Here is a 26,583-nt window from a genome sequence, read left to right as displayed (position 1 = left end):
AGGCTCCCTACGAGGCGGTGGGGAGCCTGCGTCTCTGCTAATGCAGGGCGCTTGCCCCCACGCCTCCGTCGCCGCGGCTGCCTGCCGCTCGCCGCCTGCCCGCCACTCGCCGCCTGCCTGCCGCTCGCCGCCAAGCCACCCGTTGCCAGCACGGCCGGCGCGGGGTACCCTATTTTCGCGGAACAGCCAGGAAAGGAAGTACGAGACGTGCGCCTGAAGACGACGCCCGAGGACTTCGTGGTGCGGGAGGCCGTGAACCTGCACATCCGCCAGAAGCCGGCCCGCTACCGGGTCTATTTGCTGGAGAAGAAGGGCTGGAATACGGCCGACGCGGTGGCCGCCATCGCCCGGCAGCGGCGCCTTCCGCTCTCCCGCATCCGTTACGGGGGGAAGAAGGACCGTCACGGCCACACCTTCCAGTACGTCACCATCGACCACCAGGCCGACCACTCGCTGGAGACCCCGGGCTACCGGCTGAAAGCGATCGGCTACGCCACTGAGCCCATGGGGCCCGGGCGGGTGCTGGCCAACCACTTCGCCGTGACCGTGCGGGAGCTCAGGCCCGAGGCCGCCGCCCGCCTGGCTCGCGGGGCCCGGCGGGTCGCCGCCGAGGGCTTCCCCAATTACTTCGACGACCAGCGCTTCGGCAGCTACGACCGCGAGCGCGGGTTCATCGCCGAGCAGATGGCCCGGGGCCGCTGGGAGCAGGCGATCCAGATCGCCCTGACCCACATCTACCCCGGAGAGAAGAGCAAGGCGAAGGCGCGGAAGCGCCGGCTGCTGGAGGTCTGGGGCGACTGGGCCGCCTGCCTGAGCCTGGCGGAGACCGCCTTCGAGCGGCGCTGCTTTGCCATGCTGCAGGAGCGTCCCGGCGCCTTCCGCGAGGCCCTGGCCACCGCCCGCCGGGAGGAGCTGGAGATGTGGCTCTCGGCCTATCAGGCGTTCCTGTGGAATGAGGTGCTGCGCCGCCTGATCGCCCGCGCGGCCCCGGAGGGCGAGCCGCCCGCGGAAGCGGCCGGCGTCGCGGGGCCGTACCGCTTCGTCCGGCCGACGGCGGCGCTGCAGCAGCTGGTCATCCCCCTGCCGGGTCGGGGCATGCGCTTCCCCGCACCCGAGGCCGGCCTGGTCCTGGAGGAGGTGCTCTGGGAGCGCCGCCTGCGTCCCGGCCAGCTGGAGGCCGATCTGCTGCCGGGCCTCTTCCTGAAGAGCTCGCCCCGAGAGGCCTGGGTGGTGCCCAGCTCGGTCCAGGTGGAAGGGCCGCAGCCGGACGAGCGCTACCCCGGCTGCCAGAAGGTCTCGCTCCGCTTCACCCTGCCCAGGGGCGCGTACGCCACCATGTTCATCAAGGCGACGGCTCCCTGAGCTCGCGGTACGGGCGCCGACGAGCCCTGAGCCGCCGCCCGCGCAGGTAGTTCACCGGCGCGGCGAGCAGCTTGCGCACGAGGGGCATCACGCCGCCCCCCACCTCCCACGCGTGGAGACCCTCGATGAAGTGCTTGATCGTCATGGCGGGCAGGCCCACCAGCCCCTCCTGGCCGAGCATGCCCACGCCTTCGTGGGGCCCCAGCGAGGCAAACTGACCGCGCATGCGGAACACGAACGGCCGCTCCGGGCGGCCGGTGAGCCGGCGCAGGATGTTGTCGGCCGCCGCCCTTCCCATCTGCACGGCGGCCTGGCCCGTGGGCGGGATCTCGCGGCCGGAGGCGGCGTCGATGAAGGAGGCCGAATCGCCGATCACGTAGATGCGGTCGTCGCTCACGCTGCGCAGGAACTCGTCGACCCTGGCCCGTCCGCGCCCGCCCAGCTCCAGCCCCGCCTCGGCCAGCAGCGAGTGGCCGCGCACGCCGCCGGCCCAGACCAGCAGGTCGTAGGCGATCTCGCCGCCGTCTTTCAGAGTGACCTGGTACTGGTCGGCGGTGACGATCGGGCTGCCGGTGATGATGCGGATGCCCTTCCGCTCCAGGATCTGCCGGGCGACCTTCACCAGGTCGGGGTGGAAACCGCCCATGATCTCGGGGGCCGCCTCCAGGAGCGTCACCCGCAGCTTACGGGGGTACTCGTCGGCCAGCTCCGCCGCCAGTTCCACGCCGGTCAGGCCGCCGCCCACGATCAGAACATGCCCCGTGTAGTTGTCGCGGTCCGTCAGGGCCAGGACCCGCTCCCGCACCTCCCGTGCAGCATGCGGGCTGCCGATGGTGAGCGCGTGCTCGGGAATGCCGGGCAGCCCGAAGTACTCGGGCTCGCTGCCCAGGGCGAACACCAGCAGGTCATACTCCAAGCTGCCGGAAAGCTTCAGCTCGACCTGCCGCTGAGCGGGGTGCAGCCCAGACACGTGGTCGATGATCAGCCGGCCGGGCGGGGCGACCAGCCGCTTCAGGGGAATGCGGACCGCGTCGGCCTCGTGACCGGCCGCATAGGTGTGCAGTTCCGTGGTGAACCAGTGGAAGCGGTCGCGGCTGACCAGCGCCAATTGGTGGCCCTGGGGCAGGCGGTCCTGCAGTTCCAGGAAACAGGTCAGCCCGGCGTAGCCCGCCCCCAGCACAACAACTCGCTTGCTCGCATCTGCCGTCGTTTCGGGCACGGTGCGCACCCCTTCGCCCAGATGATCTGTCCTTAGTCTTGCCCAGAAGCAAAAGCCGGGCGCCGGGTGAAAATTCCTCCAAGAGTCCCAGGCAACATACAGATTGCCTGCGGGTGCGGCGGCTCAAACTAAGACCGGTCCCGGTGAGACTCCACACATCGCATGTGAGGGGGAGTTTCAGGATGGCGAAGGGTGCGCAGCTCAGTGGGAACAACATCAAGGGCGTGAGCGGTGCGCAGCACGGCGCGCAGCGCAACGCTGCGGCCATGCAGCGGGCGGCCGGCAAGGCCGGCAAGGCCGGTCAGGCCAATTACGAGTTCGGCGCCATGGGCGCCGGCCAGCAGTCTGGCGCCCAGCTCTCGGGGAACAACATTACCGGGGTCAGCGGCGCCCAGCATGCCCAGAAGCGCAACGCCGCCTCCATGCAGCGTGCGGCCCAGAAGTCAGGCCAGTAACGGGATCCGCGCAGGGCACCGGCTGCTCGCAGCCGGTGCCTTTGCGCGCTTGCGCGCGTCCCCGGCGGCGTGTTATAAATGAATGAGCGCTCACTTTTTTATAAGTGAGGAGGGGCTCCCGCCCCCTCCTCACCTCCACCCCGTGCCGGCGGGGACGTTTGTGGCACGGGTCGGGCCGGCGAAGCCGCCCATGACGTCACAGGACAGGCCGCAATCGGAGGAGTTGATCACCATGCCCAAGGTGAGTCCGGCGCACAAGGAGCGGCGGCGCGAGGCCATCCTCAACGCCGCCATGGAGGTGTTCATCACCAAGGGCTATCAGGTCGCCACCGTGGGCGACATCGCCCAGCAGGCCCAGCTCAGCGTCGGGGCCCTGTACCGGTACTTCCCCACGAAGGCCGACCTGATGCTCGCGCTCGTGCGCGAGCGGCTCGGCCGGGCGCCGGAGCTCTTCGCCCGGATGACCCGCAGCGTGGACGACCCCTGGGAACGGCTGGTGCGCTGCGTGGAGCTGTTCACCACCGCCCTGCGGGTGCGCCACCCGGGCACTGGCCGCCTGCTGCTGGTCACCATGGCCGAGGCGGTGCAGCACGGCGAGATCCGCCAGGGGCTGCACGACCGCTTCGCCGGGCTGGTGGAATACGTCGCGGGCATTATCGCTGAGGGCATCGCCCGTGGGCGCTTCCGGCAGGACGCCGACCCGCAGACCGTGGCCGCCCTGCTGCTGGCCATGGCGGACGGGGTGGCGGTCTACTGGGTGACCGGTACGCCGGACGTCGAGCTGAACGCCATGGGGCAGAGCCTGGTGGCGATGCTCCGGTCCTATTTGCTTCCTGAACCCTTATTGAAGGAGTGAACCGAATGGAGCGAAGGGTAGTGGTCACCGGCCTGGGGCTGGTCTCACCCCTGGGCAACAGCGTACAGGCCAACTGGGAGGCGGCGGTGGCCGGCCGCTCGGGCATCGGCCCGATCACGCGCTTTGACGCCTCGCGCCTGCAGACCCGGTTCGCGGGCGAGGTGCGCAACTTCGACCCCGCGACGGTGATGGATCCGAAGGAAGCCCGGCGGTACGATACCTTCATCCACTACGCCCTGGCCGCCGCGGTGGAGGCCGTGCAGGACGCGGGCCTCACCTTCGAGGGCGAGCTGGCCGAGCGCACGGGCGTCGTGTTCGGCAGCGGCATGGGCGGTCTGGAGAGCATCGAGGAGAACTCGCACATCCTGAAGGAGCGCGGCCCCCGGCGGATCTCGCCCTTCTTCGTGCCCCGCTGTATCATCAACAGCGCCGCCGGGCTGATCTCGATGAGGTTCGGCGTGCACGGGCCGAATTACGGCACGGTGTCGGCCTGCGCGTCGGCCGGGCACGCCATCGCCGACGCCATGCACATCATCCGCCGCGGGGATGCCGACGTCATGATCACCGGCGGCAGCGAGGCCACCATCATGGAGCTGGCCTTCGCCGGCTTCAACTCTGCCAAGGCGCTCTCCACCCGAAACGACGATCCCGAAGGCGCCTCCCGCCCGTTCGACGTGGACCGGGACGGCTTCGTCATGAGCGAGGGCGGCGGCTGCCTGGTGCTGGAAGAGCTGGAGCACGCGAAGCGGCGCGGCGCGCGCATCTACGCCGAGCTGGCCGGCGCCGGCATGTCGGGGGACGCCTACCACATCACCGCCCCGCATCCCGAGGGCCTGGGGGCCGTCCTGGCGATGAAGAGCGCCCTGCGCAGCGCCCGCCTGAACCCGGAGGACGTGGGCTACATCAACGCGCACGCCACCTCCACCGACCTGGGCGACGTGCAGGAGAGCCTGGCCATTGAGCGGGTCTTCGGCAACCACGCCCGGCAGCTGGCCGTCTCGGGCACCAAGTCCATGCACGGCCATCTTCTGGGGGCGGCCGGGGCCATCGAGGCGATTCTGACCGTCCTCTCCCTCTACCATCAGGTGCTGCTGCCGACCATCAACCTGCAGCAGCCCGATCCCGAGTGCCGCCTGGACTACGTTCCCAACGCCGCCCGGGAGGTCCGCGGCGTGGAGGCGGCACTCTGCAACAACTTCGGCTTCGGCGGCACCAACGTGTCGCTCGCCTTCCGCCGCTTCGCCTAGCGCCCCTCGGCCGCCCGGATGCGGCGTATGATCGACGGGTGGGAGTGGCTGAGCACCTCCACCAGAGGCGGCGGTGCAACATCGCCGGGGTTGGCCCTGGCCAGCTTCTGGAAACTCTGCACCAGCGCCCTGGGGTTCTGCGTCAGCTCCAGGGCGTACTTGTCTGCCCTGACCTCCGCCCGGCGGGAGAGCGCCGCCTGCGCCGGCGTGCCGGCGATGTCGCAGAGACTGAGGAAGAGCATCAGCAGGGCCAGGCCCCGGGGCGCGTGGGCCGCCGGCAGCCCCAGCGGCGAGACGCCCCGCATCGCGCGGAGCATCCAGGCGGCCAGCCACATGGCCGCGGCGTTCAGCGCCGCCTGCAGGGCCCAGCCCCGGAACAGGTCGGCGTGCACTGCGTGGGAGAGCTCGTGCGCCAGCACCGCCTCCACCTCCGCCGGCGACAGCTCGCGGAGCAGGGTGTCGTAGAGCAGCACCTGCTTGGTGGGCCCCAGCCCGGCGACCATGGCGTTGAGCCGGCTGGACTCGTCCCCCACCCGCAGCTCGGCCACCTTCTCCACCCGCACGCCGGCACGCTCCGCCAGGCTGTGAATCATCGCCAGCACCTGCGGATCATCCACCGGGCGCACCTGGTGGAATAGGGGCAGCAGGAGCACGGGGTAGAGCGCCGCCAGGAGCAGGCTGTACCCGGCCATGACCAGGCTGGCGCCCGCCCACCACCGCCGCGGGCTCCGCCGGATCAGGGCGTAGAGCGCCAGCCAGAGCAGCGCAGAGAAGACCAGCCCCACGGCCGCCCCCAGGAGGTGGTCGCCCAACCAGGCCCAGGCCGATTGGCGGGTGAGGCCGTACGCCCGCTCGTGGGCGTGGCCGAGGTAGTAGGCGAAAGGCAGCTCCACCACGGCGGCCATGGCCCCCACCCCCACCGCCACCCACGCGACCTGCCGCGGCCAGCGGCCCCGGCCGCGGGCCTCCAGCCAGGTGAGCAGGCGGGCGCCGGCGGGATGGAAGCACAGCACGGCCAGGGCGCCCAGGGAGGCGAGGGCCTTCAGGGTGGCGGCCAGCCGGGCCTCCCTGGCGAAGCGGCGTCCCTGCTCCAGCATGGCGGCGGGGAAGTAGTTCAGGGCTTCTCCATCCAGCGGGCGGGGCTCCAGGGTGGCGAAGAGCAGCAGCAGAATCAGTCCCAGACCAAGGGCGAACAGCAGGGTCCAGAGGCACTTCAGCGGCAGTGCGGGCTCACGCACGGCCAGCCACCTCCCGGGCAGTCCGACTCTACCCCTCTCTATGCGGCTCGTCCCCTGCCATAGACGCGGCGGTCCCCTCCCACGGCGGGAGGGGACCGCTTCACAGTGAGGCTGAGTCGGCCGCAGGCTGCGGCGGCAATCGCGCCGCGCAACCGCCCGGGACCCTCGCCAGCGATCTCGGAACCGGCGTTATTTCACTTTGCCCTCTGCGCCGAAGTGAAAAACCGCCTGCTCCCACAGCCGCGGTCCTGCGGGATGATCGCTGGTCAACCGTAATGCCACGTTATGTCAAGCAACGACGCGCGCAGCAGCGCGAACAGCGGCGAGTTTCCACCTGGCAGACGGGCGAAGTGGAAACTCGCCGCAGTTAGCCGACTACGCCGCCGTGCTCCCGGCAATCGACAGAAGAAAACCGGGCGCAGGGCGCTAGCAGCGAGGCGGTGGCCCGCGGGCCAACCCAGTGCTGGCGCTGAAACGTGGCTCCCGGTTCATCCGGGGGCCCGGGTTAGCGGAATCGGGCCAGGGCCGCCGTTGCTGCGATCCGCATTTCTTCCTTTACCTTAAGCTATAACTATTCTTACAATAGAGGCGATACTGCAGCGAGCAGAGGAGGGGCACGATGCCGGTTGAGCTGGGCGAGCGGGTGAGAGCGACGTTCGACCGCATGAAGACAATGGAAACCCTCGGGGCCCAACTCCTGCGGGTCGAGCCCGGAGTGGTGGAGATCGAGTTTCCCTTCCGCGCCGAGTTCACGCAGCAGCACGGCTTCATGCATGCGGGCATTGTCACCACCGTGGTCGACACGGCGTGCGGGTACGCCGCCTACACCCTGATGCCGCCGGACGCGTCGGTGCTGACGGTGGAGTTCAAGGTGAACTTCCTGGCGCCGGCGAGGGGCCGGCGTTTCCGGGCGCGGGGAACGGTCGTCAAGGCGGGCAAGACCCTCTCCGTGTGCCACGGCGAGGTCTTCGCCCTGAGCGAGGACGGCGAGAAGCTGATCGTCAACATGTCGGCAACGATGATGACGGTCCGCAACGGGCCGGACGTCACGCCGGGGTAGCGCCATGCCGGTGAACCCCCGCATTCACATGCTGCAGCGCCGGTTTCCCAGCGCGAATATGGCGCTGGTCACAGGCCCGCGGCCGATCCTGGTGGACACGGGCTTCGGCAGCGACCTGCCCGAGACCGAGCGGCTGCTCACCGACCTCGGCGTGCCGCCATGGAAGCTGCGCCTCATCGTCAACACCCATGCCCACGTGGACCACGCGGGCGGCAACCACGGCCTGCAGCAGGCCTACGGCATCCCGGTCGCCGCCGGCGCGGAGGACGCCGCCCGGGTGAACGGCCGGCATTTCAACGCCTGCGACGCCTGGTTCCTGGACCACCCGGTAGGCCACTACCAGGTCAGCCAGGTGCTTCAGGAGGGCGACGAGCTGGACACGGGCGCCGTGGTGCTCACGGTCCTGGCCACGCCGGGCCACACACCGGGGCACCTCTCCTTCTACGCGCCGGAGGAGCGCGTGCTCCTGCTGGGCGACGTCTTTCACCGGGACGACGTGGCCTGGCTCAACCTCATGGCTGACGGACCCGATCCCCTGGGCCGGATGCTGGCCACTCTGGACCGGCTGGCCGCCCTGCGGGTGGACTGGGCGTGCTCCGGCCACGGCCCCCGCATCACGGACTTCCCCGCAGCCCTGGATGCCGCCCGCCGCCGCTACGAGAAGTGGCAGCGGGAGCCGCAGAAGATCGGCTGGCACGCGTGCAAGCGCATCTTCGGCTACGCCCTGATGCTGGAGGAGGGCATGGATGCGGAGCGGATCAGGGAGTACCTGCTGAACGCCCCCTGGTTCGTGCAGGCCAGCCGCCGGGTCTTCGAGCGGGAGCCCGAGGAGTTCGTGGAACCCCTGGTGGCGGAGATGCTTCGGGCCGGGGCGGCCAGGTGGCGGGACGGCCGGCTGATGGCGCTTACCCCCTACACACCGTTGCCCGCGGGATGGCTGCGGACGGACATGCGGCCCGACCGCTGGCCCCCTGTCGGGAGGTAGGGCGGGCGGTTGCTCAACCCGGCGACGCCGAGGGCGGGAGCGCCTTGGCCGACCGGCAGGCCCCGGCTCAGCCGGGCGGGGCCGGGGGCCGGGTCTCCTGCTGCGGCTCCTGCACCTCCGGTGCGCCCGGCGCGTCCGGCCTGTCGGGCACCGCCCGCACCACGTCGATGCGGTGGCCGTCCATGCGCTCCACCCGCAGGCGCCAGCCGCCGACGGCCAGTTCGTCGCCCTCGGCGGGGATGGCGCCCAGGTGGTGCAGGATGTACCCGGCCAGGGTCTCGTAGTTGGGGCTCCCGGGGATGGGGATGCGCAGCCGCTCGGCCACCTCGTCCACGGGTTCGCCGGCGTCCAGCTCGATCTCGCCCTGCTCCGCCCCCGGCTGCAGCGGCTCCTCCGCGATCTCGCCGATGATCTCCTCCAGCAGATCCTCCATCGTGACCAGCCCCGACACGCCGCCGTACTCGTCCACGACGACGGCGAGTTGCTCGTCTGCGGCCTGCATCTCCTTCAGGAGGCTCAGGGCCTGCTTCGACTCCGGCACGAACCACGCGGGGCGCATGACCTCCGCGACCCGGGGGCCGTCGCGCTGCCGGTCCACGTGGCGCAGCAGGTCCTTTACCGTGACCATGCCGACGATGTCGTCGTAGTCCTCCCGGTAGACCGGATAGCGCCAAAAGCCGTGGCGGCGCACCGCCGCGAGGGCGTCCGGCAGCGGCGCGTCCTGATGCAGGCAGGCCATCTCGGTGCGGGGCACCATCACCTGGCGCACCGTGCGGTCCCCGAAGGAGAAGACGCCGGCGATCATGCGCTTCTCCGCCTCCTGGAGCCCCGTGTTCTCGGCGACGTAGAGCCGCAGCTCCTCCTCCGAGATCCCCTGCTCGGCCTGCTCGACCTGGCCGCCGAGCAGGCGCACCACCAGATTGGTGGACGCCGTGAGCAGCGCGACGAACGGCCGGGTGAGGCGCGCGATAAACACCACCGGGCGGGCCACCAGCAGGGCGACCCGCTCCGGGGACTGCAGCGCGATTCGCTTCGGCACCAGCTCGCCCAGCACCAGGGTGAGGTACGAAAGCAGCAGGGTCACCGCCACCACGGCCGCGCTGCCGGCCACCGCCGGGCTGAGCCCCAGCCGCTGAAGCGCCGCCCCCAGGTCGGCGGAAAGCCCCACCGCCGCGGAGGCGCTGGCCAGGAAGCCCGCCAGCGTGATGCCCACCTGGATGGTCGCCAGAAAGCGGCTCTGGTCCTTCATGAGCTGAAGCACCGCCCAGGCCGCCTGGTTCCCCTGTTCGGCCAGCTGCCGGAGGCGCACAGGCCGGGAGGAGACCACGGCGATCTCGCCGGCCGCGAAGAACGCGTTGATCAGGATCAGCCCGAAGATGAGGCCGAACGCCCGCCACTGCGCCACAGTGTCTCTTACGCTCCGGTGGCCTCCTGGCGCACGCGCTTCAGCGCGGCGCTCCAGGCGACGAGCTGATCCAGCATGGTGTTCAGGGCGGGCAGGTGCACCTCTTCGTTGGGCCTGAACACGCTGAAGTTCTCAAAGTCGGTGAAGAGCGAGAGCGAGACCTGCTGCCGCACGTGGGCCACCTGCAGCTCGGCCATGATGGCGCGCAGGTTCTCGATGGCCCGCGCGCCGCCCAGGCTGCCGTAACCCACGAAGCCGGCGGCCTTGTTGTTCCACTCCAGGTAGAGGTAATCGATGGCGTTCTTCAGGGCCCCCGATGTGGCGTGGTTGTACTCCGGCGTGACGAAGACGAACCCGTCGAACGAGTCGATCTTCTCCGACCAGCGCCTGGTGTGCTCGTGCTGGTAGTTCTTCCCGAACGACGGCGGCATCGGCTCGTCGTACACAGGCAGGTTGAAGTCCTTCAGGTCCACCAGCTCGAACTGGGCGTCGGTCCGCTTGCTGGCGTGCTCGTACACCCAGCGGGCCACCGCCTCGCCGTTGCGCCCCGGCCGCGTGCTGCCGATGATGATCGCGATTCTGACCACTCTCGCGCCTCCTACATCCCGTTCATGGCAGGGTCTGGTCCGCGCGGAACCCGAGACCAGTTTCACCCATGCGGGCTGCCGGTATGCGCAGGAAGCCGGGCGGCTCACGACTCACCGTCGGGGCGGAACAGTTCGGCCAGCATCCGCTCCCGGCGCTCCAGGAAGTGCCGGGTGATCTGGTAATGGGGCGTCTCCTCGTACGCCATCTCCGCCGGCGGCGCCGCATCGAACGAGATGATCTGCGCACCCGGATATCCCAGCAGGATGGGCGAGTGCGTGGCGATCACCCACTGGGCGGTCGGCCCCAGGTCGTGGATCAGCCGCAGGAAGGCCAGCTGCCGGGCAGGAGAGAGCGCGGCTTCGGGCTCGTCCAGCAGGTAGAGCCCCTTCCGGCCGAAGCGGTGGGTGAAGAGCGCCAGGAACGCCTCGCCGTGGGAGCGCTCGTGCAGCGATCTCCCGCCGTAGCGGTCGTAGACGCGCCTGCCCCCGCTCAGGGGATCCCGGGCACGCTCATCCAGGTAGGAGGCGAAGTGGTAGAAGGTCTCTGCCCGCAGGAAGAAACCCTCGCTGATCTTCGGCAGCCAGGAGAGGCGGATCGTGCCGCTCAGGGCGCTCTCGGCCGATTCCACCCGCAGCAGGTCAGACCGTCCTCCCCCCGCGGGGCTGAAGCCGCACTGGCCGGCGATGGCTTCCAGGAGCGTCGACTTGCCTGACCCGTTCTCCCCCACGAAAAAGACCACGTTGGTGCGGAACCGCAGTCGGTCCAGATGCCGGATGGCCGGAATGTCGTACGGGTACACGTTCCAGTCGCGGACCAGATCCCGCCGCAGGGACACCTCCCGCAGGTACGTGTCCATCACCCCCATGTTGCGCACGAGGCGAGGCCGAACCCGGCCCCGCCTTAGCGTTTATCCAGTTTCGCGCGCACTAGCCCTGGTTGGCCGGGCAGTGCTTCCCGAACCAGCGCAGGATCCGGTGGAACCGGTCGACCCGCAGGACGGGCGGGCCCTGCCGGGTGAGGTCGTGGTTGGACCGGGGATGGCGCACCAGTTCCGTCGGCGCCTGCCCATAGAACTTGATCGCCATGTAGAACTGCTCCGCCTGCTCGATGGGGCAGCGGAAGTCGAACTCGGAGTGCATGATGGAGATCGGCGTCTTCACGTTCTTCACGTAGGCCAGCGGCGAGATGCGCCAGAGCTCCTGCACCCCTTCCGGCGACCAGGGGTCGTCCACCTTGTGCTGGATCTGGTTGAAGAACGGCCCGAAGTCCGGGGTGCCGCTGAAGGAGACCCAGTTGGAGATGGACCGGTGGGTGATGGCGGCAGCGAAGCGGTCGGTCTGGGTGACGATCCAGTTGGTCATGAAGCCCCCGTAAGAGCCGCCGGTCACGGCCAGCCGCTTCTCGTCCACCCAGCCGAAGGTCAGCGCGTGATCCACCGCGTCCATCAGGTCATTGTAGTCGCGGTTGCCGTAGTCGCCGCGGACGGCGTCCACGAAGACCTGCCCGTAGCTGGTGGAGCCCCGGGGGTTGATGAACAGCACGCCGTACCCAGCCGCAGCCAGGATCTGCATCTCCTGGTAGAAGGCGTGGCCGAAGCAGGTGTGCGGCCCGCCGTGGATCTCGAGCACCAGCGGGTACTTCCGGCCCTCCTCAAAGCCCACCGGCTTCATGAGCCAGCCGTGCAGGTCCCAGCCGTCCCGGGCCTTGAAGTTCAGCTCCTCCACCTCGGGCCACTCAATCTCGGCGAACAGCTTCTCGTTCACGGTGGTGAGCCGCCGCTCCTCGCCGCTGGCCAGTTCCCGCACGTACACGTCGCCGATCTCGAACATGGAACCGGCCGCAAACGCCAGCCGCTCGCCGCTCCGGTCGAAGGTGCCGGCGTAGATCTCCCGCTCGCCCCCGACCACCTGCTCCGGCTCGTCGCCGCTCACCGGGAAGGCGTAGACCGAGCAGGCCCCGCGCCGCACGACGGGCACGTAGATGCGCCGGCCGTCCGGCGACCAGGTGGCCTCGATCCCCAGGCCGCCGGGCCGCACGTCGGCGCCGACACTGTTGCCGATCTGCAGGTCGCGGTGCTCCAGGATGCGGGGCTCGCCGCCGCTTGCCGGGTAGAGGTAGATCCGGGGCAGCGTGGCGTTGTGGAACTCGTTCTGGTGGCCGATGACGGCCAGCGTCGCGCCGTCAGGCGAGAAGCGGGCGATTTGGAACGCGCCGATGCCGCCCGTGATGTTCTGCGGCCGGAACGCGGCCTCGGCCTCCTCCGCGGCCTTCCGGAGCCGTTCGGAGAGGGCCTTCGCCTCCTCCTCCCCCGGCTCCTCTGCCCCGGGCTCGGGCGGGGCCACGGAGGCACGGGCAGCGGGCGAGTCGGCATCCGGCACCGGCGTGACGAAGATGTCGCGCACCCGGAACGACTCATCCTCGGTGCGGTTGGCGCCAAAGGCGATCAGCCGCCCGTCGGGCGACCAGGTCGCGCCGCCGTGGTCGTAGTTGCCCCACGTCACCTGGATGGGCTTCGGCATCGGCTCGTCCGGGGCCGGCACCGGCACAACCCAGATCTGCGCCCAGCGCTCGGGCCTGATGCCCGCGGCGTTGCTGCGCCAGCGCATCACGGTGAAGGTGCGGGCCTCGTCCCTGGCCTTCTTCTCCTCCGCCTTCTTGTCCGCCTCGTTCTTAGCCCGGGTCAGGAGCTCCCGCCGGTCCCCCGGCCCCACGGCCGAGGTGAAGGCGATGTGCTTCCCGTCGGGCGACCAGACCGGATCCCCCGCCCCGTGGCGCATCTGGGTGAGCTGGCGGGCCTCGCCGCCGTGCCGGTCGATCAGCCAGATCTGGCGGTCGCCGCCCCGGTCGGAGACAAAGGCCAGGGTGCGGCCGTCCGGCGACCAGCGGGGCGAGCTGTCGTTCTTGGGCCCCCGGGTGAAGGGCACGGGCGTGCCTCCGCCCGCGGGCGCCAGCCAGATGTGCGACCGCGGCTCCCTGGATTCGGGGTCGGTGTGTGTACGCACGAACGCGACGACCTCGCCGTCGGGCGAGATCTGCGGGTCGCTCACGGTCACGAACTTGTACAGGTCCTCCGGGATCAGCCGACGCTTCGCTGCGGACAAGGTGGCATCCTCCTTTGTCGGGAACTCCCTCTCTCTGTTATACAGAGGGGCCCTCGCTCCCTGCCCGTGCTGGGCGCATCCGTCGGCGGTGCCGGCACCGGCAGAGGGATGGGGCGGCATGAAGTCGAAGTCGCATGGGCATATGGTGCCTGCCGATGGTGTCGATTCCTGCCAGAGGGCACGACGAAAGGAGAACTGCTCGTGACGGAGAGACGATTCCCCGCAACCTTCCTGGAGCGCCCCAACCGCTTCGTCGCGCGGGTCCGCCTGCAGGACGGACGGGAGGTGCCGGTGCACGTGGCCTCCTCGGGGCGCATGGCGGAGCTGCTCCTGCCGGGAGCGCCGGTGATCGTGACGCTGCGGGAGGACGCGCCCGAACCGGAGCCATCAGCCACCGGCACCCCGGCTCCGGGACAGCCTCCGGCAGAGACGCCCAAGCCGGGCCGCAAGACCGCCGGCAAGCTGCTGATGGTCCGCACCGGCTCCACCTGGGTCTCCGTGGACACCTCCCTTCCCGGCAAGCTCTTCCACCGGGCGGTGGCGGAAGGGGCCTGCCCCCCGTTTGCCGGCTACGCCGGGGTGCGGCCGGAGTACCGCTACGGCGACAGCCGCATCGACTTCCTGCTGACGGCCCCGGACCGGCCGCCCTGCCTGGTGGAGGTGAAGTCCGTCACCTCCGTGCTGCCCGATGCGGACGGGCTCCGGGTGGCCCGCTTTCCCGACGCGCCCACGGCCCGCGGCGCCCGCCACCTGGGCGCGCTGGCCGGGGCCGTGCGGGAGGGCTTCCGGGCGGCGGTCTGCTTCATCGCGCAGCGGGACGACGCGGAGGCGTTCGGGCCGTGGGATGAGATCGACCCGGTCTTCGGCGAGACCCTGCGGGAGGTGGCACGGGCCGGGGTGGAGGTCCACGCCTTCGTCATGCACGTGACGCCGGAGGGCGCCACCCTGGGTGGGCCGCTGCCGGTCATCCTGGACGGTGCGTAATATGACATTAAGCATCCAAATAGTACGCATCTCGTGGCATAATAGGATCAAGTCCCATCTCGCAACACAGCACCTGGAGGTACCACCATGCGCAGGAAGATCCGATCACGCATTGCTCTGAAGCTGCTGGCCTCCCCCCTCGTGCTGATCGTGCTTCTCATCGGCATGAGCTTCGTGAGCAGGTTCGTGACCAAGACGGTGCTGGGCGAGCTGGAGGCCATCGACCGCAGCTATTCGGTAGCCATCGGGGCCCAGTCGCTCCAGGCCGATCTGCTGCGGGAGGCCAGCGGCATCAGCAACTACGTGCTCTACCGCGACTCGCGCGACATCGCGCAGTACCTGACCGCTCGCGAGCGGGTGGCCGCTACCCTCACCATGCTCCTGGAAACGGTGGAGGATGAGGCGGCCCGGAACCAGTTCCGCGAAGTCCAGGAGATGCACGCGGCCTACGTCGACACGGTGGACAGAATTCGCCAGGAGCTGCGGGGCCGCGACGAGCACCAGGCGGTCGTCATCATGCGGATGGAGGCCGTCCCCGCCATGACGGAGATGACCTCCGCCGTGAACAGCCTGGTGGAGTCGCTCACGGAGGCGGCCACGGCTGACCTCTCCGGCTCCCGGAGGCTTGCGCGCATCATGGACATCGGGGTGATCGCCGCCTCGGCGGCGGCGGTGATCCTGGGTTTCGCGGTTGCCCAGTACATGGCCCGCCGGCTCAGCCAGCCCATCCGGCACCTGGCGGCGGCGGCGGCGGAGATCGCCGGCGGCGACCTGCGCGGGCAGGAGCTGGCCGAGACCTCGCGCGACGAGATCGGCGACACCATCCGCGCGTTCAACCAGATGGCCCGGAACCTGCACGACGTCCTGCACCGCGTGAGCCAGAGCGCCGAAGCGGTGATGGCGGCCTCGGCCGAGCTGTCCGGCTCTGCCCGCTCGTCGGCGGAGGCGGCCGAATCCTCCGCGCAGGCGATCGCGCACCTGGCGTCCGGCGCCTCGGAGCAGGCGGAGGAGACGGCCGAGGTCAACACCACGGTCGAGCGGCTGCAGGCCGTCATCCGCTCCATCGCCGACGCGGCGGCCCGGTCGGTGGCCGACATCCGGCAGGCGACGGCGCTGTTGAACCAGATGACCGACGGACTCGACCAGATGGCGCAGCGGGTCTGGAAGACGGCGGAGCGGGCCTCGCTGGCGGAGGAGCAGGCGCAGTCCGGCGCCCGGGTGGTCGAGCGGACGCTCCAGGAGATGGCGGCAGCCGACCAGGTGGTGGCCCGGGCGGCGCAGCGGCTGAAGCAGCTGGAGGCGCTCTCCGGCCAGATCGGCACGATCAGCGAGACGATCGGCGAGATCGCCGACCAGACCGATCTCCTGGCTCTGAACGCCGCCATCGAGGCGGCACGGGCAGGCGAGCACGGCCGCGGCTTCGCGGTGGTGGCCGAGGAGGTGCGGAAGCTGGCCGAACGGTCTGCGACCTCCGCGGAGGAGATCACGAAGCTCATCCTCAGCATCCAGCAGGGCACCGCCGACGCCGTCGCGGCCATGGAGGCCGGCACGGCCCGTCTGGCCGCCGGCAACGAGCTGGCCGGGGAGGCCGGCGGCTCCCTGGCGGCGATCCTCGAGGCCATGCGCAAGGCGACGGCCGACATGGAGGACGCGGCCCGGGCGGTCGACGAGGTGAAGGCGATGGCCGCCGAGGCCCTGGCCAACTTCGAGGCGGTCGCGGAGGCGGTCCAGTCCAACAGCGCCGCCACCGAGGAGCTGTCCTCGGGCGCTGCGCAGGTCACCGCCGCGGTGAACCGCATCGCCCAGGTGTCGCAGGAGAACGCCGCGGCCGCGGAGCAGGTGGCCGCCGCGGTGGAGGAGATGAACACCTCGGCCGGGAACGTCGCCGAGGCGGCGCAGCAGCTGGCGCAGACGGCGGAGTCGCTGCAGGCGCAGGTGAAGCGGTTCAGGATTTAGCGGGTCGCCGTCAGGGCCAGCACCGGCGGCACCCCCGGATCGCACAGCCGCAGGAAGTGGTAGCCGATGCCCGCCGTGCCGATCATCAGGCTCGGGTTCGGGCCCCCGGCGTTCACCCCCGAAGGCCAGTCGCCCTTCGCCCCGTAGCGCCGCAGCAGCGCCTGCGCGGTCGCCGCCGCCTTCGCACGGTACGCGCCGTCGAACCACTCCCCGTACATCAGCACGATCTCCGACAGGCCCGCGATGCCGTGACAGAGCGTCGCATCGCCACCCGGCTCCGCCATCCGCGCCGCGATGGCCGACAGCGCCACCCGCACCCCCACCTCTGCCATGCGCCTGTGCGCATCGGCCCGGTCGGGGTCCAGGCGGGCGGCGAACATCCGGGCGATGGCGATGCCGGGCCCCCCGTGGCACCAGCCCCGCTGGAAGGTCCCGCGCAGGCCGCCCCCCTCCTTTCGGTAGGGAAAGCGGGTGTCGATCCAGTTGCCGGCCGCGGGGCTGAACAGCGAGTCCTCGAAGGCGAAGGCGCCCCGGGCGGCCCGGAGCCACCGCTCTTCCCCGGTTTCGGCATACAGAAGCAGGAGGGCCAGCCCGCAGCCGGACGCGCCGTGGGAGAACCCGGTTGCGGGTGGCACGGTGTGCGAGCCGCTCAGCCGGCTGGCCTCCCACCAGCACATCTCCCCCGACCACCGGGCCTCCCGCAGCAACTCCTCGCCGCACTCCAGCGCCAGGGCGCCGAAGGGCTCCAGGCCCCGGCGCTTTTTCAATGCCAGCAGGACGGGGATCGCGCCGGCATTGCCGCTGATCACGTCCAGGGTGTGGTCGCCCTCCAGCCCCCGCAGGACCGCGTCCCTCAGCCAGGCCACCTCACCGGCCAGCCCCGCCGGCCCAGCCGGCTCCCGGGCCGGCCCGGCGGGTGGGTCCGCGTCGGCCAGCCGGCATGCGGCGTAGAGCATCCCCAGATGGCCGGCGAAGAAGGAGAGCGGCGAGGCCCCGGTGGGGCTTTCCTGCATGAAGCGGACCGAGCGCCGGAGCGCTGCCCGCGCGGTCCGCAGGCAGTCCCGTTCGCCGGTCAGGCGGTAGAGCTCGGTCAGGAACAGGGCGATGCCGGCGCTGCCGCCGTAAAGCTCCGGCCCCACCGCGGCCGAGCGTACGGAGTACCGCGCGAGCAGCCCGTCCTGAATGTCGTGCCGCCCCATCCAGTTGCACTGCTGCCCCGCTGCGTCGAACCAGGCCTCCGCACACAGCCGGCGGCCGATGGCCGCCGCGCCCTGCAGGAGTTCCGCCCGCACATCCGGTGAGGTGCTCACCCGTTTCCCTCCCCCTCTCACCCATCGGGCTCAAACGTGTAGGTGTCGCGGGACCCCGGCTCCAGGTAGGGGCACAGGGGGTCCAGCCCCCGCTCCCGGAAGGCCGCCGCCATCCGCTCCGCCCGCGCGGCCGGCGACTGTGCGCCCTCGGCATGGGCCCGCACCAGCCCCTCGGCGGCGATCCGGCACCGGGACTGCCCGAAGCTCAGCCCGCCTCCCGGATCCTCCGCCAGGCCCAGGCCCGGGGCCAGCGGCCGGGTGAACAGCGGCACGGCCGGATGGAGCAGGGCCCGGATCTCGCGGTAGACCCGGGCGATCACCGGCCGGGCCCGGTCGAAGTCCGAACGGGCGAGGTAGAGCACCCCCGCGTCCGCGCGCAGGTACTGGCGGGGGTGCGACAGGACCTTGGTCCTGAAGGGGATGCCCGCGCCGCCCAGCCCCTCCGTCACCAGCCGCATGTAGCGGACGGCGGCCTCGGGGGTCAGGTGCCAGTAGAGGCGCAGCAGCGGGCGGCCCTCGGGGAGGGCGTTGCCCAGGGCCATGTAGAACGCCGGGAACAGGTGGCGGATCTCCTTGCCCAGGCGGACGGAACACAGCGCACCAGGCTCAGGCGCACCTGGCGCATGCCCCTGCGGCCCGGCGCCGCCGCTCACCCGCACCTGCGAAGGGCGGGCCCAGAAGGTGACCTGGTCCTTCGTCACCGCGATCTGCCCGTCCGGCTCGACCCCGGCCACCCGCCAGCCCGACTCCCACGTGCCCCTGCCCTGGTTGGCCCGGGAGAGCGCCCCGATGAACGCCCGCTCCTCCGCCGGGTCGGTCCCCGCCGGGGCGCCGCCCGGCCGGGGCCGGCAGTAGAGCCGCCGGTAAAGTTCGCTTTCCAGCGCCTGCAGAAGGGGATCCCGCACCTCCCGGCCTGACGGGTCCACCACCGGGTTCCGGGTCAGGTCGCGAACCTCCCCCAGCAGGGCGAAGCGCATGGGCCCCAGCACCTCGGCGGCCTCGGCCACCGCCCTGATGTCCGCGCAATACTGTGCCGCCCTCATGCCGGATCCCCCAGTCCGAAAAGCTCCGCCCGGCCCCGCGCCGGGTCGGCCAGCAGGTTCATGCCCGCCTGGAACAGCAGCACCGACGGGACGGGCATGACCGGAAAGTGGCCGGCGATCTCGTAGGCGGTCTGCAGCGCCCGCACGGCCGCGAAGCGCACGGCCCGGTCCAGCAGCCCCTCCGCCTCGGCCGCCGGCATCCGGCGGGCGGCGGCGTAGGCCAGCCAGAGGGCCCGCACGGCCGGCTGGATAACCGGGAGCGGAAAGCGCGCGCCGGCCACCATCTCGGGCAGCGGCCGCTCGTGGGGCATGGAGACCACCCAGAAGAAGAGGAAGTCGTTCAGGGCGCCGGCCAGGTCCCAGGCCGGATCGCCGACCTGCACCAGCTCCCAGTCGACCAGGAGCAGCCGCTCGCCGCCCCGGCCGTTCGGGATCGTGAGGCAGTTGTCCATCTTCACGTCCCCGTGAATCACCGTTTCGGCCCGCCAGAGGCTGCGCAGGCCGTCCAGGCGTTCGAAGACCTCCGGCCTCGCCTGCATCTGCCGGACCATCTCCCGGTTGGCGGCGCTCATGCCGGCCAGCGTCTCCAGACGGGGACGGTGAAGCGTGAAGCTCCAGGGCAAGGCCCGGCCGAGCCACGCCAGGGCCGGGTCTCCTACCGGGTCGAGCCCCCGGAAGGCGTCATGAACAAAGGCCAGGGCCCGGCCCACCTGCGCCGCCGCGCCGGTCGGGAACGCCTCGGGGCCGGACTGCTGGTAGCGCCGCCACAGGGGCGCCGCATCGGGCAGGAGCTCCAGGATCAGCAGCGGCTGCGCCGGGTCAGCATGGCAGAGCCGGGGGATCAGGGACCGCACCCGCTCGGCCTCAGGCGCCTGCCAGCACCAGGCGTAGAACCGGGCCAGGCCGAGCGAGTCGCTGGTCAGGTCGCCGGAAAGGAAATCGGCTCCGTCGAACATGGGCTTACGGGGCTTGTGCTCAGACACACCGATCACCCCGCGGCAAGAATCGGGCCCTTGCGGCTGTGCGGCCGGCACTCACCGCGGGCCCAACCCACTCTATGATGGCGGGGGTCGATTAGGTTACATAATTCGACGCACAGATGGGGCGAGCAAGCCCAGGGCGACTCGCCGCGGTGCTATTCCTGCTCAAAAATTGTCCGGCACGATAATTTTTCGCCAGTCAAAGAAGGTTATGAAGCGGCAATGTCCAACAATCATTCTTGTAAGTCAAACAGCAAAGCGCCGTCGCAGAGTGTGCAGCACAGCAGCAGAAGTTCTCGAAATAGCGACGCACGAGGGGGCCCAACCATGCGTACACGCTTGCGGATCAAGATCTCGCTGAAGCTTCTGTCGTCACCCATCATCCTGACACTCCTGCTGATTGCGGTGGGCCGGGTGGGCTACCTGGCCACCGAAACGCTGATGGCCGAGTTCGACACGATCAACCAGAGTCACGCGATCGTCAAAGGCGCGCAGCAGATCCAGGCAGACCTCCTGCAGCAGTCTGCGGCCATCAGCAACTACATGCTGTTCGGCGACTCCGAGTACATCACGGCCCTGGAAGAGGCCAGCGAGCAACTCGCATCACAGGTCGAACAGCTGCTGGCCATGACCAGCGACATGACCCTGCGCGCCCATCTCTCCGCCATCCAGACGGAGCAGGAGAGCTACATGGCCCTGCTCGGGCAGGTGCAGGCGGATGCCTACAGCCAGCGGCACCACGAAGCCGTGGATCTCCTGCGCACGGCAGGGCTTGAGTCCACGAGGCGGATGACGGAGTCGGTCTCCGACCTGGTGAACACCCTGGACGCCATGGCCGCGATCGACCTGAAGAATGCGGTCGCCCGGACGCAGGAGATGCAGCGGATCATCATCGCGGCCTCCGTCGCTGCGGCGGTCCTGGGGGTGGCGGTGGCCCTGTGGATGGCCCGTAGCCTGAGCAGGCCCATCCAGCGGATGGCGGCCGCCGCAGCCGAGATCGCCTCCGGCAACCTGCGCCAGGAGGCGCTGGCCATCACCGCCAACGACGAGGTCGCAGACACCACCCGCGCCTTCAACCACATGCTCGAGAGCCTGAAAAACGTGGTCCGCCGGGTCGGCGGGAGCGCGCAATCGGTGCTCTCGTCCTCCGAGCAGCTGACAGAGGCCGCAGAGGCCATGGCACAGGCCGCCTCAGGCACGGCCCAGGCCATCGAACAGGTGGCCGCGGGCGCCGGGGAGCAGGCAAGGGAGACGGCCGCGGTGAACGAGGCGGTCGCCGAGCTGAAGGCCGCCATCGACCGCATCGCCGCAGCGGCGACCCGGTCCGCGCAGGACATTCAGGAGGCAGAGAACCTGCTCGCGGAGATGTCCCGGCATCTCACCGGCATGGCAGGCGACGTGCACGACACGGCCGAGCAGGCCTCCCAGGCAGCGCACCGGGCGCTGGGCGGCGCGGACGTTCTGGAGCGCACGCTGCAGGAGACCGCGCAGATCGGCGAGGCCGTGGCTGCGGCGGCAGAGCGGATCCGCGAGCTGGAGGAGCTCTCAGGCCAGATCGGCAGCATTAGCGAGACCATCTCCGCGCTCGCGGACCAGACCAACCTCCTCGCCCTGAATGCCGCGATCGAGGCAGCCAGGGCCGGCGAGCACGGCCTGGGCTTCGCGGTGGTCGCGGACGAGGTGCGCAGGCTGGCCGAGCGCTCCGCCGCGTCGGCCGGAGAGATCACCGAACTGATCGGCCGCATCCAGCGCAGGACGGCGGCGGCGGTGGAATCCATGACGGCGGGAACCGAGCGGGCCGCCCGGGGCAGCCGGCTGACCGCCGAGGCCCGGCAGGCCCTGCAGGACATCCTGACCGTGGTCCAGGATGCGGCCGCCGCCATGGAGCGGCTGGCCGCGAACGTGGAGCAGGTGCAGGGGAGCGCCGGCCGGGCCCTGGATACCTTCCGGACGGTCGCCCATGCGACGGCGGAGAGCACCTCCGCCACGGAACAGATGGCAGCCAGTGCGGTCGAGGTCAGCGAGGCCGTGCGGCGCATCGCCCTGGTCTCGCAGGAGAACGCCGCCGCGGCCGAGCAGGTTTCCGCCACCGTGGAGGAACTGAATGCGTCGTCGGAGCAGGTGGCGGCTTCGGCCCAGGAGCTCGCGCAGACCGCGCAGAACCTGCAGACAGAGGTCCAGCGCTTCAAGGTCTAGAAACGGCTTCGCCCTCTCAGCAAAAGGCAGGAGCCTGCCCCCGGGCAGCGCTCCTGCCTTCTGTCGTGTCCCGATCTCTGCACACCCCTTAGTCGGCCCCGATCGCGTCGATCAGGTCCTCCATGCCCAGCCGGCGCAGCCGCTCGGCCGACGGGCGGGAGGTCTGCGTATCCCAGTCCATGGCCGCGAAGTAGTCCTTCCGCAACGTCTCCAGATCCACCGTGAAGCCCGCATGGGGGCCCGCCTGCTGGGGCGGGGAGCCGGCCACGCGGCCGGGAACCGTCCACTCGGCCATGTTGTGCCCCTCCCGCAGGTTGAACAGGTGACGGATGTTGGCGATGCGCTCGCCCGCCAGCTTCCAGCGCTCGAAGCCCCAGGGTTCGCCCGTAACCGCCGTGAGGAAGTCGGTGATGAAGTCCACCTCGTAGCTCATGTAGCCGAAGGCGCAGACCCCGGCGCAGTTCACCACGTGCCCCAGGGCCATCAGGGTGCGGTGGAACTCGCCTGTGCCGGCCATCTCCTGGCGGGGCGGGGCCGGGTCGATGCCCTTGGCGAACAGCCCGGGGGCGTACAGGGCCTGCATGTGCGTGCCGGGGGCGTCATCCAGCACGAAGGAAACCATGTAGGTCGGGGCCAGCTTGGGGTCGTGCATGCCCGGCTCACAGCCGACGACGTGCACGGCGAACTGCTCCGCCCCCCGTCCGATGCGCTCGGCCGCCCGCTTCACGCCGTCCGCCAGCAGGTCGCCGATGCCCCTGCGCTCGCCCATCATCTGCGTCAGGGCGACGGCGGCCTCCCCGCTGCCCCACGCCAGCTCGATGCCCCCGGTGTCCTCCTTCGTGATCAGGCCGTGCTCGTAGCACTCCATGGCAAAGGCCACCGCGGTGCCGGCGGAGATGGTGTCGAGCCCGTACCGGTTGCACAGCTCGTTGCACTTGTTGATGACCTCGAAGTCGTCGATGAGGCACATCACGCCGTACGCGGCGCCGGTCTCGTACTCGGGCTTGTGGCCGCTGGACTTGAACGGGCCGTCCTTCACCTCGACGTGGCCGCCGCAGGCGATGGTGCACTGCCAGCAGCCCGACTTCCGCGTCTGGTAGCTGAGGATGCGCTCGGCGGACAGGTTCTGCCCGGCGGTGGGAATCTCGACCTCCCCGACGCCGCCCCAGTTCCGCACCGGCGAGTCGCCGTTCAGGGCAGAGACGCCCGTGCCGGCGATGGTCCCGGGAGAGAGGAAGTCGTAGGCCGGGGTCTTCCGCTTCATGTACTCCCGGCGCAAGGCCCTGGCCCGCTCGGGATCGGCGATGGGGATCTGCAGCTTCCCCCGCACGGCGACGGCCTTCAGGCCTTTGGAGCCCATTACCGCGCCGACGCCGAAGCGCGCGGCGGCGCGGCCCTTGTCGTTGAACACGCCGGAGATCAGCGACAGCTTCTCGCCGGCCGGACCGATGCAGGCCACCTGCGTGTCGGCGCCCAGTTCAGCCTGGAGGGTCTCTTCCGTCTCGATGGTGTCCTTGCCCCAGAGGTGGGCGGCCGACCGCAGTTCGGCCTTCCCCTCATCGATGTACAGGTAGAGCGGCTCCTCCGACCGGCCCGTGACGAAGATGGCATCGTATCCGGCCATCTTCAGATGCGGGCCGAAGCGGCCGCCGCAGTTGGCATTTCCCCAGGTGCCCGTCAGCGGCGACTTGGCCGTGACCATGAAACGGTTGCCCTCGATCGTCGGGGTGCCGGTGAGCGGACCGGTCACGATGCCGAGGATGTTGTCAGGACCCAGGGGGTCCGCACCCGCCGGCATTCTGTCGTAGGCAATCCGTGCGGCCAGTCCGTATCCACCCACGTAGTCACGGGCCAGTCGCTCGTCCAGCGGCTCCTCACGAAGCTCCCTGGTGGTCATGTCCACCCACAGCATACGCCCCATGTACCCACCAAGCATCGCTCCGCCCCCGTTCCTTCCCTCAGATTTTCCGACAACTCCGCGGAACTCGGGGACTTGTCGATAGTGTTGACTGGATCATTCACGTGTGTCAATACCGAATTGGCTATTTCGTCAAGTTACCTTGTGAACAAGAAGGGGGCAGCCGCCTGCCCCCTCGAGAATCAGCCCTCCTCCCCGCCCAGCCGCCGCCAGGTACCGAACTCGTACTCCGGCACAGGCGGGGCCGATGTATACGGTGCGGCCGCGGTCCCCCCGGCCCGGGTTGCGTCGGTACGAATCGTTCCTCCCGGCCCCACCGCCGGAGCCCTCGTCTGCGGCGCCGCAGACTCCTCCCGCCTGGCCCGGGGCCGCACCACGATCACGTCGCCGCCGGTCACCATTCGCGGCGCCGGCACGCCTCCTCTTCCGGATTTCACCATGCCGGGCTCACCTCCCGCTCCAATCTATGACCCTCCTCCCCCGCGCCCGCACCACGGGGAAAGCCGCAGGTTCCTCTCACCCGGTTTGATCTTGACTTTCTTTGACCTTTGGTGCTAGAATAGTGCTGGAACCAACAGTGGGAACGTTTCCCTCCCACGCCAACTACACAAGAGAAAGGGGTATGGCGATGATGTTCTACCCGATGCGTCAGTGGAATCCGTTCGAGCTGTTCGATCGGATGATGTCGCAGTGGCAGCAGCACGTCCTGGGTGGCGCCTGGCCTGCCGTACCCTCTGTTGAGCAGATGGACGTGCAGCAGGGCGAGCAGGACACTGTGATCCGGATCCAGGTGCCGGGGATCAGCCCCGAGGACCTGTCCGTTACCGTAGACGGCAACGTGCTGACCATCCGTGCCATCCACCGCTCGGTCCCGGTGTCCGGCCAGGGCGAGGGTGGCGCCCGGGGCGTCGCGACCTTCGAGCGGTCGATGACGCTCCCGCCCAGCGTCGACGCCGACAAGATCACGGCCCGCTACCACCACGGGGTGCTGGAGATCCGGCTGCCCCGTGCGAAGGGCCGGGGCGGCAGGCAGATCCCCATCGAACTGGCGTAACTAGTACCTCACCGCAAGGGCCCACCCCCTCATCCGGGGGCGGGCCCGCTGTCATTCTTCCGGTACCTCCAGCACCGTCAGGTACCGGTTGTGGTAGAAGGCCAGGTGCCGCCCGTCAGGGCTGGCCACCAGCCCATCGATCGTGCCCTCGGCCAGGATGCGTTCCGCTTCACCCCGCTGGTCGAACAGCGCCAGCCGGTTGGGCAGCAGCTCCGAAACCAGCGCGGCGCGGCCGCCTGCTACGAGCTGAGGCGCTCCCTGCCAGTGCTCTCCCCCCAGTTCCACCAGCGGGCCGCCGCCCAGGGGCGTCCAGCCATACCCCCATTCGCCCTCCCCTCGGTCGAAGTACTCGATCAGCACAGCCTCGTCGGTCACGCCCAGAACCGCGAGGAAGACGTCGCCGCTGCGACCGTCGCCGACAGGCGCCACCGTGCCCGCCTCCAGATCCACCAGGCACGGCCGGGGCTCCCTGAGACGGGTCGTCTCGTACTCCTCAAATGGGTGGCTGTTCTGAACCACCGTCCGCTCGCCGCACACCGCGGCCAGCCGGGCGCCGTCGGACGACCAGACCGGGGTTCCAAAGAAGGTCTGCCCTTCCAGGCCGAAGTAGGTCGCCTTGCCGGTCCTCAGGTCCAGCACCCCCATGCGCTCGCCGTAGGGCGGCTCCTCCCACTCCTCCGGGCTGCGCGCGTAGTGGAGGTCCATCGGCACCGAGAGGAAGGCGACGCGGGTTCCGTCAGGGGACCAGGCGCCCCAGTGGCTGAAGTGGCCGGGTTCCGCAAAGGTGCCCGCCGGGTTGCCGTCGCGGTCCAGGAAGTAGAAGCCCGGAACCGGATCGGTGCGGTTGGACTGGACGAGGAAATGCGCGCCGTCCGGCGACCACGAGTCGAAGATGTTGCTGCCGTAGAACCGCGGCGCCTCCGGCTCCCGGGCGGCCCCGGTCTCCCGGTTGATGAAGGTGCGCGCGCCGGCCCTGCCCGCATAGTGCACCGCCCGCGCACCGTCCGGGCTCAGCAGGAAGTGCCAGGGGTCCCAATACGGAATGCCCTCGGGGTCGTGCTCGGCGCCGGCCTCCAACCCGCCCCCTTCCAGCGCCACCATGCCGTAGTGGTGCTCCCCTCCGGCCGTGGCGTGGATCCAGACGACTCCAGGGTTCAACCACCACACCTGCCCCGCCGAATCGAACGGACCCAGGCGGAAGCCGCCGGGGATCTCCTCCCGCACCAGCTCGGGCGGAGCGGGCACAGGCGCCGGTGTGCCGCTCCCCTCGCCGCTGGCTCCAACGTCCCCGGCGTCACCTGTGCCCGAGTCCGGCGAGCTGTCGACCTCCGCGTTGCTATCCGCGCCCGGCAGGCGCGCGGGACCCTGCGCTGCCGGCAGTTCCTCGCCGGAAGGCACAGGATCCGGTGCCGCCGCCTGCCGGCCCGCACAGCCGGCCATGACCGCCGTCAGGAGAATCAGCAGACCTGCGACCGACCTCCGCATCTCCATCACCCCTTCTGAATGTTTTGACGGGGCGGCGGAGTGGCGGAGTTCCACCGGCACAGCCTCGGCAAGTGCATGCGACGGGGCTGGCCGCCCGGCGCCGCGGCGTGTACAATGGCACAAAGGCTGAGAATTTGGGCG

22 protein-coding genes are annotated in these 26,583 nt (G+C 70.2%); 10 read left to right on the top strand and 12 right to left on the bottom strand.

From position 1 onward, the window contains the following. Window positions 1-207: 207 nt before the first annotated feature. Window positions 208-1,362 carry a tRNA pseudouridine(13) synthase TruD gene (gene truD / locus ACZ45O_RS01040; protein WP_464855123.1) on the top strand — a complete coding sequence of 385 codons (1,155 nt, stop codon included), beginning with the start codon at window positions 208-210 and terminating at the stop codon, window positions 1,360-1,362. Here truD and ACZ45O_RS01035 read toward each other — a convergent pair. Further along, window positions 1,343-2,581, bottom strand: coding sequence for an NAD(P)/FAD-dependent oxidoreductase (locus tag ACZ45O_RS01035; protein WP_464855122.1), 1,239 nt, complete (start codon window positions 2,579-2,581; stop codon window positions 1,343-1,345). The genes truD and ACZ45O_RS01035 overlap by 20 nt on opposite strands. Before the next feature lie 182 nt (window positions 2,582-2,763). Here ACZ45O_RS01035 and ACZ45O_RS01030 point away from each other — a divergent pair, with 182 nt between their 5' ends. The 3 genes from ACZ45O_RS01030 (at window position 2,764) to fabF (ending at window position 5,139) form a co-directional block, all read left to right on the top strand. Next, entirely contained in the window at window positions 2,764-3,036 is a 273-nt protein-coding gene (locus ACZ45O_RS01030) for a hypothetical protein (RefSeq protein ID WP_464855121.1), read from the top strand. 232 nt (window positions 3,037-3,268) lie between these two features. Then, the gene (locus ACZ45O_RS01025; protein WP_464855120.1) at window positions 3,269-3,892 is read left to right on the top strand and encodes a TetR/AcrR family transcriptional regulator; all 624 of its coding nucleotides are present in this window, start codon (window positions 3,269-3,271) and stop codon (window positions 3,890-3,892) included. A 5-nt stretch (window positions 3,893-3,897) separates the two neighbouring features. Further along, window positions 3,898-5,139, top strand: coding sequence for a beta-ketoacyl-ACP synthase II (gene fabF / locus ACZ45O_RS01020; protein ID WP_464855119.1), 1,242 nt, complete (start codon window positions 3,898-3,900; stop codon window positions 5,137-5,139). On the opposite strand, the gene ACZ45O_RS01015 is transcribed toward fabF, so the two are convergent. Beyond that, the gene (locus ACZ45O_RS01015) at window positions 5,136-6,377 is read right to left on the bottom strand and encodes a M48 family metalloprotease (protein WP_464855118.1); all 1,242 of its coding nucleotides are present in this window, start codon (window positions 6,375-6,377) and stop codon (window positions 5,136-5,138) included. The two genes, fabF and ACZ45O_RS01015, sit on opposite strands and share 4 nt — an antisense overlap. A gap of 619 nt (window positions 6,378-6,996) precedes the next feature. Between ACZ45O_RS01015 and ACZ45O_RS01010 the strand changes: the two genes are divergently transcribed. Together ACZ45O_RS01010 and ACZ45O_RS01005 are read left to right on the top strand one after the other, a co-directional pair. Further along, window positions 6,997-7,437, top strand: coding sequence for a PaaI family thioesterase (locus tag ACZ45O_RS01010; RefSeq protein ID WP_464855117.1), 441 nt, complete (start codon window positions 6,997-6,999; stop codon window positions 7,435-7,437). A gap of 10 nt (window positions 7,438-7,447) precedes the next feature. Then, window positions 7,448-8,422 carry an MBL fold metallo-hydrolase gene (locus ACZ45O_RS01005; protein ID WP_464855116.1) on the top strand — a complete coding sequence of 325 codons (975 nt, stop codon included), beginning with the start codon at window positions 7,448-7,450 and terminating at the stop codon, window positions 8,420-8,422. 67 nt (window positions 8,423-8,489) lie between these two features. Here ACZ45O_RS01005 and ACZ45O_RS01000 read toward each other — a convergent pair whose 3' ends face one another. From ACZ45O_RS01000 to ACZ45O_RS00985, 4 genes are all read right to left on the bottom strand, one after another. Continuing rightward, window positions 8,490-9,827, bottom strand: coding sequence for a hemolysin family protein (locus ACZ45O_RS01000; protein ID WP_464855115.1), 1,338 nt, complete (start codon window positions 9,825-9,827; stop codon window positions 8,490-8,492). An 8-nt stretch (window positions 9,828-9,835) separates the two neighbouring features. Beyond that, window positions 9,836-10,414 carry an NADPH-dependent FMN reductase gene (locus ACZ45O_RS00995; protein WP_464855114.1) on the bottom strand — a complete coding sequence of 193 codons (579 nt, stop codon included), beginning with the start codon at window positions 10,412-10,414 and terminating at the stop codon, window positions 9,836-9,838. A 104-nt stretch (window positions 10,415-10,518) separates the two neighbouring features. Then, complete coding sequence (locus tag ACZ45O_RS00990) at window positions 10,519-11,280, bottom strand: AAA family ATPase (RefSeq protein ID WP_464857604.1); 762 nt, start codon at window positions 11,278-11,280, stop codon at window positions 10,519-10,521. A gap of 61 nt (window positions 11,281-11,341) precedes the next feature. Further along, window positions 11,342-13,516 (bottom strand): S9 family peptidase, encoded by a 2,175-nt coding sequence (locus ACZ45O_RS00985; protein ID WP_464855113.1) that lies wholly within the window; start codon window positions 13,514-13,516, stop codon window positions 11,342-11,344. A 201-nt stretch (window positions 13,517-13,717) separates the two neighbouring features. Here ACZ45O_RS00985 and sfsA point away from each other — a divergent pair, with 201 nt between their 5' ends. Both sfsA and ACZ45O_RS00975 read left to right on the top strand, forming a co-directional pair. Continuing rightward, complete coding sequence (sfsA, locus tag ACZ45O_RS00980; protein WP_464855112.1) at window positions 13,718-14,500, top strand: DNA/RNA nuclease SfsA; 783 nt, start codon at window positions 13,718-13,720, stop codon at window positions 14,498-14,500. An 87-nt stretch (window positions 14,501-14,587) separates the two neighbouring features. Beyond that, entirely contained in the window at window positions 14,588-16,456 is a 1,869-nt protein-coding gene (locus ACZ45O_RS00975; protein ID WP_464855111.1) for a methyl-accepting chemotaxis protein, read from the top strand. On the opposite strand, the gene ACZ45O_RS00970 is transcribed toward ACZ45O_RS00975, so the two are convergent. The 3 genes from ACZ45O_RS00970 to ACZ45O_RS00960 are packed head-to-tail and all read right to left on the bottom strand — an operon-like array spanning window position 16,453 to window position 19,792. Continuing rightward, window positions 16,453-17,766 (bottom strand): lanthionine synthetase LanC family protein, encoded by a 1,314-nt coding sequence (locus tag ACZ45O_RS00970; RefSeq protein WP_464855110.1) that lies wholly within the window; start codon window positions 17,764-17,766, stop codon window positions 16,453-16,455. The two genes, ACZ45O_RS00975 and ACZ45O_RS00970, sit on opposite strands and share 4 nt — an antisense overlap. Before the next feature lie 17 nt (window positions 17,767-17,783). Continuing rightward, the gene (locus ACZ45O_RS00965; RefSeq protein WP_464855109.1) at window positions 17,784-18,809 is read right to left on the bottom strand and encodes a T3SS effector HopA1 family protein; all 1,026 of its coding nucleotides are present in this window, start codon (window positions 18,807-18,809) and stop codon (window positions 17,784-17,786) included. Further along, window positions 18,806-19,792 carry a phosphotransferase gene (locus ACZ45O_RS00960; RefSeq protein WP_464855108.1) on the bottom strand — a complete coding sequence of 329 codons (987 nt, stop codon included), beginning with the start codon at window positions 19,790-19,792 and terminating at the stop codon, window positions 18,806-18,808. Before ACZ45O_RS00960 ends, ACZ45O_RS00965 begins: the two co-directional genes overlap by 4 nt. A gap of 324 nt (window positions 19,793-20,116) precedes the next feature. Between ACZ45O_RS00960 and ACZ45O_RS00955 the strand changes: the two genes are divergently transcribed. Next, window positions 20,117-21,985: a methyl-accepting chemotaxis protein gene (locus ACZ45O_RS00955; protein WP_464855107.1), complete on the top strand. Its 1,869-nt coding sequence runs from the start codon at window positions 20,117-20,119 to the stop codon at window positions 21,983-21,985. An 88-nt stretch (window positions 21,986-22,073) separates the two neighbouring features. On the opposite strand, the gene ACZ45O_RS00950 is transcribed toward ACZ45O_RS00955, so the two are convergent. Continuing rightward, window positions 22,074-23,921: an aldehyde ferredoxin oxidoreductase family protein gene (locus tag ACZ45O_RS00950; protein ID WP_464855106.1), complete on the bottom strand. Its 1,848-nt coding sequence runs from the start codon at window positions 23,919-23,921 to the stop codon at window positions 22,074-22,076. Window positions 23,922-24,085: 164 nt separating this feature from the next. Beyond that, entirely contained in the window at window positions 24,086-24,319 is a 234-nt protein-coding gene (locus ACZ45O_RS00945) for a hypothetical protein (RefSeq protein WP_464855105.1), read from the bottom strand. A 227-nt stretch (window positions 24,320-24,546) separates the two neighbouring features. Here ACZ45O_RS00945 and ACZ45O_RS00940 point away from each other — a divergent pair, with 227 nt between their 5' ends. Then, the gene (locus ACZ45O_RS00940; protein WP_464855104.1) at window positions 24,547-24,957 is read left to right on the top strand and encodes an Hsp20/alpha crystallin family protein; all 411 of its coding nucleotides are present in this window, start codon (window positions 24,547-24,549) and stop codon (window positions 24,955-24,957) included. A gap of 51 nt (window positions 24,958-25,008) precedes the next feature. Here the strand turns inward: ACZ45O_RS00940 and ACZ45O_RS00935 are convergent, their stop codons facing one another. Continuing rightward, complete coding sequence (locus ACZ45O_RS00935; RefSeq protein ID WP_464855103.1) at window positions 25,009-26,442, bottom strand: hypothetical protein; 1,434 nt, start codon at window positions 26,440-26,442, stop codon at window positions 25,009-25,011. Window positions 26,443-26,583 lie beyond the last annotated feature (141 nt).

This window comes from Symbiobacterium turbinis (assembly GCF_055383075.1).
The sequence above is the reverse complement of the archived record's forward strand: the minus strand, read 5'-3'. Positions and strand labels throughout refer to the sequence as shown.

Coding starts and splice junctions, on each gene's coding strand:
- ACZ45O_RS00975 (WP_464855111.1), top strand. CDS start 14,588: ATGCGCAGGAAGATCCGATCACGCATTGCTCTGAAGCTGCTGGCCTCC.
- ACZ45O_RS00990 (WP_464857604.1), bottom strand. CDS start 11,280: ATGGGGGTGATGGACACGTACCTGCGGGAGGTGTCCCTGCGGCGGGAT.
- ACZ45O_RS00940 (WP_464855104.1), top strand. CDS start 24,547: ATGCGTCAGTGGAATCCGTTCGAGCTGTTCGATCGGATGATGTCGCAG.
- ACZ45O_RS00935 (WP_464855103.1), bottom strand. CDS start 26,442: ATGCGGAGGTCGGTCGCAGGTCTGCTGATTCTCCTGACGGCGGTCATG.
- ACZ45O_RS01010 (WP_464855117.1), top strand. CDS start 6,997: ATGCCGGTTGAGCTGGGCGAGCGGGTGAGAGCGACGTTCGACCGCATG.
- fabF (WP_464855119.1), top strand. CDS start 3,898: ATGGAGCGAAGGGTAGTGGTCACCGGCCTGGGGCTGGTCTCACCCCTG.
- ACZ45O_RS00965 (WP_464855109.1), bottom strand. CDS start 18,809: ATGAGGGCGGCACAGTATTGCGCGGACATCAGGGCGGTGGCCGAGGCC.
- ACZ45O_RS01025 (WP_464855120.1), top strand. CDS start 3,269: ATGCCCAAGGTGAGTCCGGCGCACAAGGAGCGGCGGCGCGAGGCCATC.
- ACZ45O_RS01030 (WP_464855121.1), top strand. CDS start 2,764: ATGGCGAAGGGTGCGCAGCTCAGTGGGAACAACATCAAGGGCGTGAGC.
- ACZ45O_RS00955 (WP_464855107.1), top strand. CDS start 20,117: ATGCGTACACGCTTGCGGATCAAGATCTCGCTGAAGCTTCTGTCGTCA.
- ACZ45O_RS00950 (WP_464855106.1), bottom strand. CDS start 23,921: ATGCTTGGTGGGTACATGGGGCGTATGCTGTGGGTGGACATGACCACC.